The 14,832-nt window shown below is 59.2% G+C and carries 15 protein-coding genes; 4 read left to right on the top strand and 11 right to left on the bottom strand.

Annotation, left to right across the window (positions count from 1 at the left end; translation table 11 throughout):
- Positions 1-20: 20 nt before the first annotated feature.
- Together lgt and JSY17_RS24340 are read right to left on the bottom strand one after the other, a co-directional pair.
- Entirely contained in the window at positions 21-830 is an 810-nt protein-coding gene (gene lgt, locus JSY17_RS24335; protein WP_117166524.1) for a prolipoprotein diacylglyceryl transferase, read from the bottom strand.
- Between the two features lie 51 nt (positions 831-881).
- Positions 882-1,664: a sulfite exporter TauE/SafE family protein gene (locus tag JSY17_RS24340; protein ID WP_206403191.1), complete on the bottom strand. Its 783-nt coding sequence runs from the start codon at positions 1,662-1,664 to the stop codon at positions 882-884.
- A 101-nt stretch (positions 1,665-1,765) separates the two neighbouring features.
- Between JSY17_RS24340 and JSY17_RS24345 the strand changes: the two genes are divergently transcribed.
- Positions 1,766-2,533, top strand: coding sequence for an NRDE family protein (locus JSY17_RS24345; protein ID WP_206403189.1), 768 nt, complete (start codon positions 1,766-1,768; stop codon positions 2,531-2,533).
- 34 nt (positions 2,534-2,567) lie between these two features.
- Here the strand turns inward: JSY17_RS24345 and ptsP are convergent, their stop codons facing one another.
- On the bottom strand, positions 2,568-4,847 hold the full coding sequence (ptsP, locus tag JSY17_RS24350; protein ID WP_025262355.1) for a phosphoenolpyruvate--protein phosphotransferase: 2,280 nt from the start codon (positions 4,845-4,847) through the stop codon (positions 2,568-2,570).
- A gap of 21 nt (positions 4,848-4,868) precedes the next feature.
- Complete coding sequence (locus tag JSY17_RS24355; protein ID WP_025262356.1) at positions 4,869-5,348, bottom strand: RNA pyrophosphohydrolase; 480 nt, start codon at positions 5,346-5,348, stop codon at positions 4,869-4,871.
- A 142-nt stretch (positions 5,349-5,490) separates the two neighbouring features.
- Between JSY17_RS24355 and JSY17_RS24360 the strand changes: the two genes are divergently transcribed.
- Entirely contained in the window at positions 5,491-6,147 is a 657-nt protein-coding gene (locus tag JSY17_RS24360; RefSeq protein WP_117166527.1) for a histidinol-phosphatase, read from the top strand.
- A gap of 8 nt (positions 6,148-6,155) precedes the next feature.
- On the opposite strand, the gene JSY17_RS24365 is transcribed toward JSY17_RS24360, so the two are convergent.
- Positions 6,156-6,551: a DUF2269 family protein gene (locus JSY17_RS24365; protein WP_206403187.1), complete on the bottom strand. Its 396-nt coding sequence runs from the start codon at positions 6,549-6,551 to the stop codon at positions 6,156-6,158.
- A 54-nt stretch (positions 6,552-6,605) separates the two neighbouring features.
- Positions 6,606-8,171: a threonine ammonia-lyase, biosynthetic gene (ilvA, locus tag JSY17_RS24370; protein ID WP_263962026.1), complete on the bottom strand. Its 1,566-nt coding sequence runs from the start codon at positions 8,169-8,171 to the stop codon at positions 6,606-6,608.
- Between the two features lie 93 nt (positions 8,172-8,264).
- Between ilvA and rpiA the strand changes: the two genes are divergently transcribed.
- Positions 8,265-8,936, top strand: a complete 672-nt coding sequence (gene rpiA, locus JSY17_RS24375; RefSeq protein ID WP_117165708.1) for a ribose-5-phosphate isomerase RpiA — start codon at positions 8,265-8,267, stop codon at positions 8,934-8,936.
- Positions 8,937-8,989: 53 nt separating this feature from the next.
- Here the strand turns inward: rpiA and JSY17_RS24380 are convergent, their stop codons facing one another.
- The 4 genes from JSY17_RS24380 to JSY17_RS24395 form a co-directional block, all read right to left on the bottom strand.
- Complete coding sequence (locus JSY17_RS24380) at positions 8,990-9,883, bottom strand: SdiA-regulated domain-containing protein (protein WP_117184541.1); 894 nt, start codon at positions 9,881-9,883, stop codon at positions 8,990-8,992.
- A gap of 85 nt (positions 9,884-9,968) precedes the next feature.
- Complete coding sequence (locus tag JSY17_RS24385) at positions 9,969-10,889, bottom strand: SdiA-regulated domain-containing protein (RefSeq protein ID WP_206403185.1); 921 nt, start codon at positions 10,887-10,889, stop codon at positions 9,969-9,971.
- Positions 10,890-11,110: 221 nt separating this feature from the next.
- The gene (locus JSY17_RS24390) at positions 11,111-11,776 is read right to left on the bottom strand and encodes a fumarylacetoacetate hydrolase family protein (protein ID WP_117165711.1); all 666 of its coding nucleotides are present in this window, start codon (positions 11,774-11,776) and stop codon (positions 11,111-11,113) included.
- A gap of 54 nt (positions 11,777-11,830) precedes the next feature.
- The gene (locus JSY17_RS24395) at positions 11,831-13,225 is read right to left on the bottom strand and encodes an FAD-binding oxidoreductase (protein ID WP_206403184.1); all 1,395 of its coding nucleotides are present in this window, start codon (positions 13,223-13,225) and stop codon (positions 11,831-11,833) included.
- A 161-nt stretch (positions 13,226-13,386) separates the two neighbouring features.
- Here JSY17_RS24395 and serA point away from each other — a divergent pair, with 161 nt between their 5' ends.
- The gene (gene serA / locus JSY17_RS24400; protein ID WP_117184538.1) at positions 13,387-14,616 is read left to right on the top strand and encodes a phosphoglycerate dehydrogenase; all 1,230 of its coding nucleotides are present in this window, start codon (positions 13,387-13,389) and stop codon (positions 14,614-14,616) included.
- A 25-nt stretch (positions 14,617-14,641) separates the two neighbouring features.
- Here serA and JSY17_RS24405 read toward each other — a convergent pair.
- On the bottom strand, positions 14,642-14,832 hold a 191-nt coding region (locus tag JSY17_RS24405; RefSeq protein WP_206403183.1), incomplete at its 5' end, for a hypothetical protein.

Consider the following 14,832-nt stretch of genomic DNA (forward strand, 5'->3'; position numbering starts at 1 on the left):
TCTCACCCGGCGTTTCAGTATTAAACCGTTGCCTTGACGGCAGGCTCGCGCTTGTAGGCCAGCCAGATCATGACCAGACCGGCGATGATCATCGGCAGACTCAGGATCTGGCCCATGGTGACCCAACCCCACGCCAGATAGCCCAGTTGCGCGTCCGGCACCCGGACGAACTCGACGATGAAGCGGAAGATCCCGTAAAACAGGGCAAACATGCCGGAAATGGCCATGGTCGGGCGCGGCTTGCGTGCATAGAGATTGAGGATGATGAACAACGCCACGCCTTCAAGGGCGAACTGATACAACTGCGACGGATGACGCGCCAGTTGCGCAGGGTCGCTGAACGGCGGGAAGACCATGGCCCATGGCACATCGCTTGGCTTGCCCCACAGTTCGGCATTGATGAAGTTGCCGATACGCCCGGCACCCAGGCCGATCGGCACCAGGGGTGCAACGAAGTCCATCAACTGGAAGAAGGTCTTGCCATTGCGTCTTCCGAACCACCAGGCCGCCAGCATTACGCCGACAAACCCACCGTGGAAGGCCATGCCGCCCTTCCAGACCTCGAAGATCAGCAACGGATTGGCGAGGTAGGCCGACAGATCGTAGAACAACACATAACCCAGACGTCCGCCGACAATGACCCCCATGGCCAGCCAGAAAATCAGGTCGGACAGTTTTTCCTTGGTCCAGGTCGGGTCGAAAGCATTCAAGCGGCGCGACGCAAGCAGCCACGCGCCACCTATGCCGACCAGATACATCAGTCCGTACCAGTGAATCTGCAACGGGCCGAGGGATACGGCTACCGGGTCAATCTGCGGGTAAGGCAGCATTGCAACTCCTCAATTGGAACGCTCTTGCGAGCGACTGAATCCGAAAGACAGCTAAATCAGGAAACTGATACCCACGCACAACAGCAACGTAGCGAACAGTCGTTTCAACAGGCGTGGCGACAGTTTATGCGCCAGCCGGGCACCGAAGCGCGCAAAAAACATACTGGTGACCGCAATTCCGAGCAGTGCAGGCAGATAAACGAAGCCCAGACTATGCGGGGGCAGCAGGGGATCGTGCCAGCCCAGAATCATGAAACTTATCGCACTTGCCAGGGCAATCGGAAAACCACAGGCCGCCGAAGTGGCCACGGCCTGCTGCATGGAAAGGCTGCGCCAGGTCAGGAACGGCACAGTCAGCGAGCCGCCGCCGATCCCGAAGATCGCCGAGGCCCAGCCGATCACCACGCCCGCCGCGGTCAAACCGGACTTGCCGGGCACGCCACGGCTGGCCCTGGGCCGGAGATCCAGCGCCATCTGCAGGGCAACCAGCAGCGCGAAGACTCCGATGATCTTTTGCAGGTAAGGCCCGGCAATGTAACTGGCCGTCAACGAACCCAGACCCGCACCAAACAGAATCCCCACGGTCAGCCATGCAAAGATCGGCCAGCGCACCGCGCCCAGGCTGTGATGGGCGCGAACGGAATTGATCGACGTGAAGACGATAGTCGCCAGAGAGGTGCCGACCGCCAGGTGAGTCAGCACCGACGCATCGAAACCCTGCAGGCCGAAGCTGAGCACCAGCACCGGCACGATAATGATGCCGCCACCGACGCCGAACAGGCCGGCCAGCACACCCGCACAGGCCCCCAGGGCCAGATAGAGCACAAATTCCATGGGAGCCCCCAAAATCAGTCCGGCATGTTACCGGAGCATGGCTTGTTGCTCTAGCGGTGGGCGATGGATGAATCGTAGAGTGTCCGAAAAAGGAGTACCGCATGTGTCTGATCGTGTTCGCTTGGCGCCCTTCCACGCCGCAGCCGCTGATAGTGGCCGCCAATCGCGACGAATTCTACGCTCGCCCCACCCTGCCGCTGGCGCAATGGCCGGACCATCCGGACGTGCATGCCGGACGTGACCTGGAAGCCGGTGGAACCTGGATGGGGATCGGCGCAGATGGACGCTTTGCGGCCCTGACCAATATCCGTGACCCGAATCAACCGTTGGGCCTGCGCTCCAGAGGCGAACTGGTTACACGCTTTCTCATGGGCGAACAGTCGCTGGAAGATTATCTGGATGAAACGGCCAGCCGGGCGAGCGAATACACCGGTTTCAACCTGCTAGTGGGTAATGCCGGACAGCTTTACTACCTCAATGCACTGCAACCGCAGCCGCTGCAACTGGGCGAAGGTGTCTACGGTCTCTCCAATGCCGGCCTGGACACGCCCTGGCCCAAGCTGCTCAAGGCCAGGGCCGCGTTGCAGGCGCAACTGGATGACCCGCAGCCTGCCGCGTTGCTGCGCCTGTTAGAGGATGCCGAACCGGCTGCCGAGGCCGATCTGCCCGATACCGGTGTCGGACTGCAAACCGAAACACTGCTTTCCAGTATTTTCATTGCCAGCCCCAACTACGGCACGCGGGCCAGCACTGTGCTGATCGTCAATGCCGATGGCAGCCGGCAGTTGATCGAACGCAGCTTCGGGCCGTATGGCGCAAGATTGGGAGAGGTAGAACTGTGTGCAGGAACGAATTCATTCGCGAAATGATGCTTTCGCGAATGAACTGGCTCCTACAGGGACGTCAGTGGCCTTTGACGGATCCTGGATTGATCATTCGCGATAGCCCCAGATTGCGCAGTGCCAGTTGCAGGGAGCTGCTGATCACTTGCGGGTTGTCGTTGGTCATCAACTGGGCCAGCAGTTCCTTGGCCTTGCTCAGGTTGATCTGACGCAGCATCCACTTCACTTTCGGCAGGTTGGTGGCGTTCATCGACAGGCTGTCGAAACCCATCGCCATCAACAGCACCGCAGCAGCAGGATCGCCCGCCATCTCGCCGCAGATGCTCACCGGCTTGCCTTCGGCATGGGCGTCACGCACCACGCTTTGCAGCGCCTGCAGCACCGCCGGGTGCAGGTAGTCGTAAAGATCGGCCACGCGAGGGTTGTTGCGGTCCACCGCCAGCAGGTATTGGGTCAGGTCGTTGGAGCCCACGGACAGGAAGTCCACCTGACGGGCCAGGTCGCGGGTCTGATAGACCGCAGCCGGAATTTCGATCATGACGCCCACAGGCGGCATCGGCACATCGGTGCCTTCGTCGCGGACCTCGCCCCAGGCCCGGTGGATAAGGTGCAAGGCCTCTTCCACTTCATGGGTACTGGAAATCATCGGCAGCAGAATGCGCAGGTTGTTCAGGCCTTCGCTGGCCTTGAGCATGGCGCGGGTCTGCACCAGGAAGATTTCCGGGTGGTCGAGGGTCACGCGAATGCCACGCCAGCCCAGGAACGGGTTCTCTTCCTTGATCGGGAAGTAGGACAGCGCCTTGTCGCCACCAATATCCAGGCTGCGCATGGTCACCGGCAGCGGATGGAAGGCCGCCAGTTGCTCACGATAAATAGCCAGCTGTTCCTTTTCGCTCGGGAAACGCTGGTTGATCATGAACGGTACTTCGGTGCGATACAGACCGACACCTTCGGCGCCACGCTGCTGGGCGCGGGCGACGTCGGCCAGTAGACCGGTGTTGACCCACAGCGGCATGCGATGGCCATCCAGCGTCACGCAAGGCAGTTCGCGCAGGGCATCGAGCCCTTGAGACAGCTGGCGCTCTTCTTCCACCACCTTGGTGAATTGCTGGCGCATGATGTCACTGGGGTTGGTGAAGACTTCACCGTGATAGCCATCGACGATCAGATCGATGCCATCCACCTTGGAATAAGGGAAATCCACAAGGCCCATGACCGTGGGAATACCCATGGCCCGCGCCAGAATCGCCACATGGGAGTTACCCGAACCCTGTACCGAGACCAGACCGACCAGCTTGCCTTCCGGCACTTCACCGAGCATGGCCGGGGACAGCTCTTCACTGACCAGAATGGTGTTGTCGGGGTAGACCAGCGCCTGTTGCCGGGCTTCCTGCAAGTAACCCAGCAAGCGGCGGCCCAGATCCTTGACGTCCGATGCACGCTCGCGCAGGTAGGCGTCGTCCATCAGTTCGAAACGGTTCACGTGCTCGTTTACCACCGAACGCAAGGCACCCTGCGCCCATTGGCCGGTCTTGATGATGTTGGTCACTTCGCTGCCCAGCGAAGCGTCATCGAGCATCATCAGGTAGACATCGAACAGCGCCAGCTCTTCGGGACGCAACTGGGTCGCAAGCTTGGCCGACAGGGTCCGCATGTCATTGCGCACGCCTTCCAGCGCATTCTGGAACAGGGCCAGTTCGGCATCGATATCGGTGACGACCTTATCCGGGACCACTTCCAGGTCGGCGGGTGGCAGCATGACCACCGCCACACCCACCGCTGCACCGGGCGAACCGGCCACACCGACAAACTTGGCTTCCTGGATACCCTTGCCCTGACGACCCAGACCGCGGATCGAGCCAGTGGCTTCGGCATGGGCGATTACGCCTGCCAGTTGGGCACTCATGGTGACGAGGAAGGCTTCTTCCCCTTCGTCGAACTGACGCCGCTCCTTTTGCTGGATCACCAACACGCCCACCACACGACGGTGGTGGATGATCGGCGTGCCAAGGAAAGAGGCATAACGCTCTTCACCGGTTTCGGCAAAGTAGCGATAACGGGGGTGATCGGCGGCGTTTTCGAGGTTCAGCGGCTCTTCGCGAGTACCGACCAGACCCACAAGGCCCTCGTTCGGCGCCATGCTCACCTTGCCGATGGAGCGCTTGTTCAGACCCTCGGAAGCCATCAGCACGAAGCGGTTGGTTTCGGGGTCAAGCAGATAGACCGAGCAGACCTGGCTACCCATGGCCTCCTTGACGCGTAACACAATAATGCCCAACGCCGCCTTGAGATCCTTGGCGGAGTTAACTTCCTGGACGATCTTGCGCAGCGTATTGAGCATGGCTCGGGGTCGAACTCCGTGTCAGTCGCGCGATAAAAGGCGCGGGGCAAGCTCTTTGAGTGCGCGTCGATACACCTCGCGCTTGAATGTCACCACCTGGCCTAACGGATACCAATAGCTGACCCAACGCCAGCCATCGAACTCCGGTTTACCGGTCAAATCCATCCGCACCCGCTGCTCGTTGGAGATCAGGCGCAGGAGAAACCACTTCTGTTTCTGGCCGATGCATAGCGGTTGGCTATGGGTACGGACCAGTCGTTGCGGCAGACGATAACGCAACCAGCCGCGGGTACAGGCCAGAATCTGCACATCCTGTCGTTCCAGCCCGACTTCTTCATTCAATTCGCGATACAGCGCGTCTTCCGGCGTCTCCTGCGGGTTTATTCCACCCTGGGGAAACTGCCAGGCATCTTGGTTAATACGCCGAGCCCATAGGACCTGACCAGCATCGTTTGTCAGAATAATCCCGACATTAGGACGGAAACCATCGGGGTCGATCACGGCAACAACCTCGCAAACGCATGTCGCCGCATTGTTCCACAAAGGCGCTCAAAGCAGCAACGAGCCTAAGCACCTTATGTGAAGTCTTGTGAAAACCTCGTATTCTTGTGCTCTTTTTTCAGTTATTTCAGCGAGTAACCACATGCGCCTGGCTTTATTCGACCTCGACAACACACTTCTGGGCGGTGACAGCGATCACGCTTGGGGCGATTACCTGTGCGAACGCGGCATCCTCGATGCAGCCACCTACAAGACGCGCAACGACGCATTCTATGAAGACTATCTGGCCGGCACGCTCAACCTGACCGACTACCTGAATTTCACCCTTGAGATTCTGGGCCGGACCGAAATGGCTCAGCTCGATGAATGGCACCGGGATTTCATGCGTGACTGCATCGAACCCATCGTACTGCCCAAAGCGCTGGAACTGATCGCCAAACACCGTGACGCAGGCGACAAACTGGTGGTCATAACCGCCACCAACCGTTTCGTTACCGCTCCGATCGTCGCCCGCCTGGGGATCGACACCCTGCTGGCCACCGAATGCGAGCTGGTCGACGGGCGCTATACCGGACGCACGACAGGTATACCCTGCTTCCGTGAAGGCAAGGTGACCCGGCTCAATCATTGGCTTGAAGAGCATGCATTCAGTCTGGAAGACAGCTATTTCTACAGTGACTCCATGAACGACCTGCCGCTGCTGGAGCAGGTTGCCCATCCAGTGGCCGTGGACCCGGACCCGAAATTGCGTGCAGAAGCCGAAAAGCGCGGCTGGCAGGTGATTTCACTGCGCGGCTGATAGGGCCATCAAGCCGGTTTGAAGACCATCAGACCGGCAATCGCCATGAAACATGCGGCACTGATGATTGCCAGAACCAGCGTGAACCGCAGACGGCCCGCCTTGCCGACCAACCGGCTCACCAGCCAGACCCAGCTGAAAAGCCCCAGGACATAAAGCACGCTACTGGCCAGCACCCAGGTCTGGCCCAGTGACAGGCCGAGCAGATGAACCAGCCACCAACCGCTGAAAGGCAGAACTGCCAGACAGACAGCCATCAGTAGCCAGGCGAACAGAGCCGGGCGTTGCAGCAGTCTGTCATGAGCCCGCGTCTTGATGACCCGCAAAGCCAGCCCCAGAGCGCTTAGCAGCCATAGCGTGATTGCAGCTATATGCAGGGTTTTCAGCGCAGTGATGTATTCCACTTTATAGCCTTCCTCGCAAGCAAAGCTTCATAGAGCGTAGCTCCTGCGGGGTGGTTAGCCCAGAAACAGCCTGTACGCCGGATTCTGGCTCTCGTCCCAGTACGGATAGCCAATCTCGTCCAGCGCCGCGCCCACTAGATGCCGCTCCTCTTCCGGCACCACCAGCCCGGCCACCACGCGGCCATCGGCGGCACCGTGGTTGCGGTAGTGGAACATCGAGATGGTCCAGCGTCCGCCCAGCTTGTTCAGGAAGTTGAACAGCGCCCCCGGCCGCTCCGGGAACTCGAAGCGCAGCACCACTTCATCGCTGACCCGCTCGGCATGGCCACCGACCATGTGCCGGATATGCAGCTTGGCCAGTTCGTTGTCGGTCAGGTCCAGCACCGGGAAACCCTGGTCCGTCAGGCTGGCGATCAGGGCGCTGCGCGGATCGTTGTCCGGGTGGGTCTGCACGCCGACGAAGATATGCGCCTCGCGGTCAGTGTGATAGCGGTAGTTGAATTCGGTGATCTGCCGCTTGCCGATGGCCTGGCAGAACGCCTTGAAGCTGCCCGGCTGCTCGGGAATGGTCACGGCAATGATGGCTTCGCGACCTTCGCCCAGCTCGGCACGCTCGGCCACATGGCGCAGGCGGTCGAAGTTGACGTTGGCACCGGAATCGATGGCCACCAGGGTCTGACCGCTGATACCGCGTTGCTCCACATACTTCTTGATTCCGGCCACGCCCAGCGCGCCGGCAGGCTCGGTGATGGAGCGGGTGTCGTCGTAGATGTCCTTGATGGCCGCGCAGATCTCGTCGGTGCTGACGGTGATGACTTCATCGACGTACTGGCGGCAGACCTCGAAGGTGTGATGGCCGATCTGCGCCACGGCCACGCCATCGGCAAACAGCCCGACCTGATTCAGCACCACTCGCTCACCCGCGGCCATGGCGACTTGCAGGCAGTTGGAGTCGTCCGGCTCGACACCGATGACCTTGATGTCCGGGCGCAGGTATTTGACATAGGCCGCGATGCCCGCAATCAGCCCGCCACCGCCCACCGGGACGAAAATGGCATCCAGTTGCCCCGGTTGCTGGCGCAGGATTTCCATGGCCACTGTGCCTTGTCCAGCGATGGTGTCAGGGTCATCGTAAGGGTGGATGTAGACGAAGCCCTGCTCGTCCACCAGTTTGAGGGAGTAGGCCAGGGCTTCCGGGAAGGAATCGCCATGCAGCACCACCTGAGCGCCCCGGGAGCGCACGCCTTCGACCTTGATCTCGGGGGTGGTCTTGGGCATGACGATGGTGGCCTTGATGCCCATTTTTCTGGCCGCCAGCGCCAGGCCCTGGGCATGGTTGCCCGCCGAAGCCGTCACCACGCCGCGAGCCAGTTCTTCAGGGCTCAGTTGCGCCAGCTTGTTGTAGGCACCGCGGATCTTGAAGGAGAACACCGGTTGCAGGTCTTCGCGCTTGAGCAGTATCTGGTTGGACAGCCGCTCGGAAAGCTGACGGGCACCCTGCAACGGGGTTTCGACAGCGACGTCATAGACGCGGGAAGTGAGGATTTTCTTGACGTACTGTTCGAGCATCGGGGCGTTATCACTGACGAAGGGAGCAAGGCCGAGAAGTCTACTCTGCACTCCGATGAACGACCATACGAATGACGGGGCTTTGCGGCGCAGTCATCGCTATAATGCGGCCCCTTTTTGCACCTTTGGCACCGTGGAGCCAGCATGACCCAGGATCAACTCAAACAGGCCGTGGCTCAAGCCGCTGTCGATTTCATTCTTCCCAAGATCGACGACAAGAGCATCATCGGTGTCGGCACCGGCTCCACGGCCAACTGCTTCATCGATGCGCTGGCCAGACACAAGACGGCCTTCGACGGTGCGGTTGCCAGCTCCGAAGCCACCGCAGCCCGCCTCAAGAGCCATGGCATTCCGGTCTATGAACTCAATACGGTCAGCGATCTGGAGTTCTACATCGATGGCGCCGACGAAAGCGACGAGCACCTGAACCTGATCAAGGGCGGCGGCGCGGCACTGACTCGCGAGAAGATCGTGGCCGCCGTGGCCAAGACCTTCATCTGCATCGCCGACGGCAGCAAGCTGGTGCCGGTACTGGGCGCATTCCCGCTGCCGGTCGAAGTGATCCCGATGGCGCGCAGCCATGTTGCCCGCCAACTGGTCAAGCTGGGCGGCGATCCGGTTTATCGTGAAGGTGTATTGACCGACAACGGCAATATCATTCTCGACGTGCACAACATGAGCATCACCAACCCGGTGGAGCTGGAAACCGCTATCAACGCCATCGTGGGCGTGGTCACCAACGGTCTGTTCGCAGAGCGTGGTGCAGACCTGCTGTTGCTGGGTACTGCCGAAGGCGTGAAAACCCTGACTCGCTAAGCAGCGGTCAGCGTGGCCAGAGCTCCCGTCGCGGAACTCTGGCCTGACCAGCCTTATGGCTTGCGAAACCTGTAGAACAGATTCGGTTCGCTCACCACGTAGAGCGTCCCTTCATCATCCAGGGTAAAACCCTCGGCCTGCGGCACGTCCTTGCTCAAACCCAACTTGCCCTTTTTCAAGGAGGCACTGGCGATCGGGCGGCCTTCGTCATTGAGCTCCAGAATCTTTTTCGACTCATCGGACATCAGCAGCAAGTGGCCCGTCGGTGCATCGAAGTACAGGCTCGACATGTCGCGCACGAACAGACCTGCATCGCGCTTCCTGTCGAAGATCACACCCAGACTGTTATCGCTCTGGGGGAAACCGCGTATTTCGACGATCTGCACCGGCTCGCTTTCCTTGGCGATGAACAGCCGCTTGCCCTTGATATCGTAGGCCAGGCCTTCGAACCCCTTGTTGCGGCCCACATCGATACTCAATGTCAGTTGTACTGCATCGGCGGCATCCAGGGCGCGGGTGTTGTCGTCGACATGGACCCTGAGCAAACGCTGCTGACGCTCGTCGCTGATCACATAAACGCCAGGGCTGATGTACTCGATGGCTTCCGAATCGCCGAAACCGGTCAAGGGAATACGTCGCAGGATGCGGCCATCGAGGCTCAGCTCGACCATTTCGTTCTTCTGGTTGGTCACCGTAAACAGGCTTTTGCGATCCGGGTCGTAACTCAGGGCCGAGACATCATCCTCGAGGCCTTCGATTACCTGTCCTTCGATATCGACCTTGTAGCGATCAAGCCCGACGGTCTGCTGCGAGTCCGATTGCCAGAGCATCTGCCAGGCAAACGAAGCGCGCTTTACAAAGCGATACTCCCGATCCGCAAAAAACAACAAGGCAGCCAGAGCGATCATCAACGAAAACAACAGGGCAGAACGGACAGGGCGACGCATCAAGGCAACTCAAATAGTGGTCGGGGCCGCATAGATATCACGGGAATCTGAATTCTTGCTTAATAGCGCAATGACATTGCCGGGCTCAATGTTTACGAAATACGTAGAACAGATTCGGCTCACTGACCATGTACAAGGTTCCCTCCTCATCCAGCGCAACGCCCTCGGCGCGAGGAATGGTGTCCTTCAGGCCGTTCATGCCGCCCAGCAAGGTCATGAAACTGACTTGCTGGTTATTTTCGTCCAGTTCCAGCAGCAGGTGCGAATCGGCGGAAAGCATCAGGGTATGTCCGGTGCGCGGGTCGACACTCAACGAAGAGAGGTTGCGCGCATCCAGCGAAACGTCGGGCACTCGCTGTTTATCGCCTTTCAATACCTCACTGCCATCACTCTTCCAGGTGAACAGGGCCGGCGGACGTTCTTCGCCCAGCAGCAACTGCTGGCGAGTCGGGTCCCAGGCAATGCCCTCGAAGCCCTTGTTCTGATTTTTGGATGGACCAAGATCGTAGGTCGGGTAATCGGCATAGTTCAGCGTCGTGGTGTCGGCCGTGACCTTGACGATACTCAGCATATGCTTGCGCTCATCGGTAATCGCAATCAGACCGTTCTCCAGGACCGCCACCCCTTCGGGATTGCTCCAGCCCAGCAGGGGAATCTTGCGCAGCACATCGCCCTTGAGGGTTAACTCGACCAGAAACGGGTTCTTGCCCATGACCGAGAACAGCGTCTTGGTGACCGGGTTGTAGGACAGATCGGACGCTTCATCCTTCTCCATACCGGGCAGCAGCTTGGCGTCGATGTCCACGTGATAGTCCGGCAGCCAGATACTGGCCTTGCGGGAAGCCTTGCTCTCGAATCGCTCCTGAACCCAGAGCCGTGCCCGATCATCCCAATGCATCGCAAACGCCAAGCCATACCCCATGACCAGAACCAGCAGCAACCAGGCATACCAGCGCATGCCCAGCAGACGGAAACGGGGATTTTGAGACGCGGGGAGTCTGGCCATTCAAGAGTTCCTGAGCAGATATGACGTAGAGCCTTCAGGTGAGAGGCAGCCGGATTATCCAGATCAAGTGTGAAAAAAACGCTAATTGAACGGATATGTATTGCCAGGTGGTTCGGTGATTGTGGAAGGCAGTTTGCTGGCGACAGTGCCACCGCAGACAGAGCCCAAAAAAAACGCCCGAGAGGTCATCTCAGGCGTTTTTCATAGCAACAACCGGATATTTAACGCACAACGCTTTCGAAGCGGGTCTGGCCGGTCAGTTCCAGCACGATCTCGTCACCGGCCTCGAACGGGCCAACGCCTGCCGGGGTGCCCGTCATGATGATGTCACCGGCCTGCAGGGAGAAGTTGGCAGCCATGTGCTGGATCATCGGCACGATGGGGTTGAGCATCAGGCTGCTGTTGCCGTCCTGCACGACCTTGCCGTTGATGGTCAGGCGAATGCCGATGTCGGTCAGGTCCGGATAGGTTTCTGCCGGCACGAAAGGTGCGACAACCGCAGCGCCGTCGAAGCACTTGGCCAGTTCCCATGGCAGGCCTTTCTCGCGCAGACGCGACTGCACGTCACGCAAGGTCAGGTCCAGGCCCGGAGCGAAGCCGCTGATGGCATCGAGCACTTCTTCACGGGACGGGTTCTTGCTCAGCGGCTTGCCGATCAGCACGACGATTTCGGCTTCGTAATGCACGGAGCCACGGTCAGCCGGAATGCTGAAACCGCCTTCCAGAGCCACCACGGAACTGCCGGGTTTCATGAACAGCAGAGGCTCGGTCGGGACCGGATTGCCCAGTTCCTTGGCGTGTTCGGCATAGTTGCGACCGATACAGACCACCTTGCCCAGCGGGAAGTGGATGTTCGTTCCATCGACATATTTGTGCTGGTAGCTCATGACGTCTCCTGGGTCTGATAATTCTGGCTTGGTTGAATAAGGTGTGTCGGCTGATCAAACAGCAAATATCTTGCCCGGGTTCATGATGCCGTTAGGGTCGAAGACCGCTTTCAACGCTTTCATGTATTCGATTTCGACAGGTGAGCGACTGTACGTCAGATAGTCGCGTTTGGTCATCCCCACCCCATGCTCGGCGGAAATCGAACCGTTGTATTTCTCCACCGTCTCGAACACCCACTTGTTGACCTTGGCGCAGGTCCGGAAGAACTCATCCTTGTCCATATTCTCGGGCTTGAGGATGTTCAAGTGCAGGTTGCCATCGCCGATATGGCCGTACCAGAGCACTTCGAAGTCTGGGTAGTGCTCGGCAACGATGGCATCGATCTCGCCCAGAAAGGCCGGAACCTTTGAAACCGTGACCGAAATATCGTTCTTGTAGGGCGTGAAGTGGGAGATGGTTTCGGAAATGTACTCACGCAGCTTCCACAGGTTCTGCAATTGCTGTTCGCTCTGGCTCATCACGCCATCGAGCACCCAGCCCTGCTCGACACAATGTTCGAAGAGCGCCAGGGCATCGTTGGCCACGTCTTCCGTGGTCGCCTCGAATTCCAGCAGCACATAAAACGGGCAAGGCGTGTCGAATGGCGAAGGCACGTCGCCACGGGCCATGACCCGGGCAAACGACTTGTCGGAGAAGAACTCGAAGGCCGTCAGGTCCAGCTTGCCGTGAAAGGCATGCAGCACCGGCATGATCGAATTGAAGTCAGTGGTTCCCAACACCATGGCGGTGAGGTTGCGGGGCGCACGATCCAGACGCATGGTGGCCTCGACCACAAAGCCCAGCGTGCCCTCGGCACCGATGAACAACTGACGCATGTCGTAACCGGTGGCGTTCTTGATCAGGTCCTTGTTCAGTTCCAGCAGCTCGCCCTTGCCGGTAACGACCTTGAGCCCAGCAACCCAGTTACGGGTCATTCCGTAGCGAATGACCTTGATTCCGCCAGCATTGGTGCCGATATTGCCGCCAATCTGGCTGGAACCCGAGGAAGCGAAATCAACCGGGTAATACAGCCCGTTATCTTGCGCTGCGGTCTGCAACTGGCGGGTTATCACACCGGGCTGACAGACGGCCGTGCGCTCGGTTAGGTTGAGTTCCAGAATCCGGTTCATGTAATCGAACGAAACCACCACTTCGCCATTGGCAGCCACGGCAGCGGCGGAAAGCCCCGTCCGTCCGCCCGAAGGCACCAGCGCCACCAGACGCTCGTTGGCCCAGCGCACGATGGCCTGAACCTGCTCGATGCTCTTGGGAAACACGATAGCGGTGGGAGCGGGGGTGAATTGCTTGGTCCAGTCCTTGCCGTAAGCCTCGAGAGAACCGGCATCGGTCAGTACCTTGCCTGGTTCGACCAGGGTCTTGAGCTCATCAATCAAAGCGGGATTGGTCATGGACGCAACTCTCGAACAATTCATGGGCATCCTGAGAACGGTTCACGTTCGGGAATGGGGTTTCGCGGGGTGCATATGCTAGCATACGCCCCCCGCGAATCGTGCCCATGGCCGATCCGGCCCCCTCCTGCCATTTTTCTCCGGGACACAGGTTTACGCAGATGAGCAAGACTTCCCTCGACAAGAGCAAGATCAAGTTCCTTCTTCTCGAAGGCGTCCACCAATCCGCCGTTGACGTCCTGAAGGCCGCCGGCTACACCAGCATCGAGTATCACACCAAGTCTCTGCCGGAAGCCGAGCTCAAGGAAAAGATTGCCGACGCCCATTTCATCGGTATCCGCTCGCGCACCCAACTGACCGAAGAACTGTTCGACAGCGCCAAGAAACTGGTTGCGGTCGGCTGCTTCTGCATCGGCACCAACCAGGTGGACCTCGATGCAGCCCGTGAGCGCGGCATCGCCGTGTTCAACGCCCCGTACTCCAACACCCGCTCCGTAGCCGAGCTGGTTCTGGCCGAGGCCATCCTGCTGCTGCGCGGTATCCCCGAGAAGAATGCTTCCTGCCACCGTGGCGGCTGGATCAAGAGCGCGGCCAACTCCTTCGAGATCCGCGGCAAGAAACTGGGCATCATTGGCTACGGCTCGATCGGTACTCAGCTGTCGGTTCTGGCCGAAGGCCTGGGCATGCAGGTCTACTTCTACGACACCCTGACCAAGCTGCCACTGGGCAACGCCACTCAGGTGGCCAGCCTGACCGAGCTGCTGGGCCTGTCCGACATCGTGACCCTGCACGTTCCGGAAACCGCTGAAACCCAGTGGATGATCGGCGAGAAAGAAATCCGCGCCATGAAAAAGGGCAGCATCCTGATCAACGCCGCTCGCGGTACTGTGGTAGAACTGGATGCCCTGGCAGACGCGATCAAGGACAAGCACCTGATCGGCGCGGCCATCGACGTGTTCCCGGTGGAGCCTCGCTCCAACGACGATATCTTCGAAAGCCCGCTGCGTGGCCTGGACAACGTGATCCTGACTCCGCACATCGGTGGTTCCACTGCCGAAGCCCAGGCCAACATCGGTCTGGAAGTCGCGGAAAAACTGGTCAAGTACAGCGACAACGGTACTTCGGTTTCCTCGGTCAACTTCCCGGAAGTGGCATTGCCTGCTCACCCTGGCAAGCACCGCCTGCTGCACATCCACGAAAACATTCCGGGCGTGCTGAGCGAAATCAACAAGGTATTCGCGGAAAACGGCATCAACATTTCGGGCCAGTTCCTGCAGACCAACGAGAAAGTCGGCTATGTGGTTATCGACGTAGACGCCGAGTACTCGGACCTGGCGCAAGAGAAGCTGCAACAGGTCAAAGGCACCATCCGCAGCCGCGTGCTGTTCTGATAGCGGCCTGACCGTGGGAGCGGATTCATACGCGAAATTGCTTCGCGAATGAATTCGCTCTCATCAAAAAATACACAAGAGCATGAGTTGAAACGTATTTTCCTGGGATAAAACCGTTCCCGGCGTACATATCCATTATCGGTATGTGCTGTTCTACCGGTTCCGCCTTTACGGCGGCCCCCTTTGTTTCGGCAAAGGGGGGAAACCATGGGCTCC

The organism is Pseudomonas capsici, assembly GCF_017165765.1.
Lineage (GTDB): Bacteria > Pseudomonadota > Gammaproteobacteria > Pseudomonadales > Pseudomonadaceae > Aquipseudomonas > Aquipseudomonas capsici.

What these genes read in the sequence shown, in the direction of transcription:
- lgt (WP_117166524.1), bottom strand. Translation starts at nt 830, where the DNA reads ATGCTGCCTTACCCGCAGATTGACCCGGTAGCCGTATCCCTCGGCCCG.
- JSY17_RS24340 (WP_206403191.1), bottom strand. Translation starts at nt 1,664, where the DNA reads ATGGAATTTGTGCTCTATCTGGCCCTGGGGGCCTGTGCGGGTGTGCTG.
- JSY17_RS24345 (WP_206403189.1), top strand. Translation starts at nt 1,766, where the DNA reads ATGTGTCTGATCGTGTTCGCTTGGCGCCCTTCCACGCCGCAGCCGCTG.
- ptsP (WP_025262355.1), bottom strand. Translation starts at nt 4,847, where the DNA reads ATGCTCAATACGCTGCGCAAGATCGTCCAGGAAGTTAACTCCGCCAAG.
- JSY17_RS24360 (WP_117166527.1), top strand. Translation starts at nt 5,491, where the DNA reads ATGCGCCTGGCTTTATTCGACCTCGACAACACACTTCTGGGCGGTGAC.
- rpiA (WP_117165708.1), top strand. Translation starts at nt 8,265, where the DNA reads ATGACCCAGGATCAACTCAAACAGGCCGTGGCTCAAGCCGCTGTCGAT.
- JSY17_RS24380 (WP_117184541.1), bottom strand. Translation starts at nt 9,883, where the DNA reads ATGCGTCGCCCTGTCCGTTCTGCCCTGTTGTTTTCGTTGATGATCGCT.
- JSY17_RS24385 (WP_206403185.1), bottom strand. Translation starts at nt 10,889, where the DNA reads ATGGCCAGACTCCCCGCGTCTCAAAATCCCCGTTTCCGTCTGCTGGGC.
- JSY17_RS24390 (WP_117165711.1), bottom strand. Translation starts at nt 11,776, where the DNA reads ATGAGCTACCAGCACAAATATGTCGATGGAACGAACATCCACTTCCCG.
- JSY17_RS24395 (WP_206403184.1), bottom strand. Translation starts at nt 13,225, where the DNA reads ATGACCAATCCCGCTTTGATTGATGAGCTCAAGACCCTGGTCGAACCA.
- serA (WP_117184538.1), top strand. Translation starts at nt 13,387, where the DNA reads ATGAGCAAGACTTCCCTCGACAAGAGCAAGATCAAGTTCCTTCTTCTC.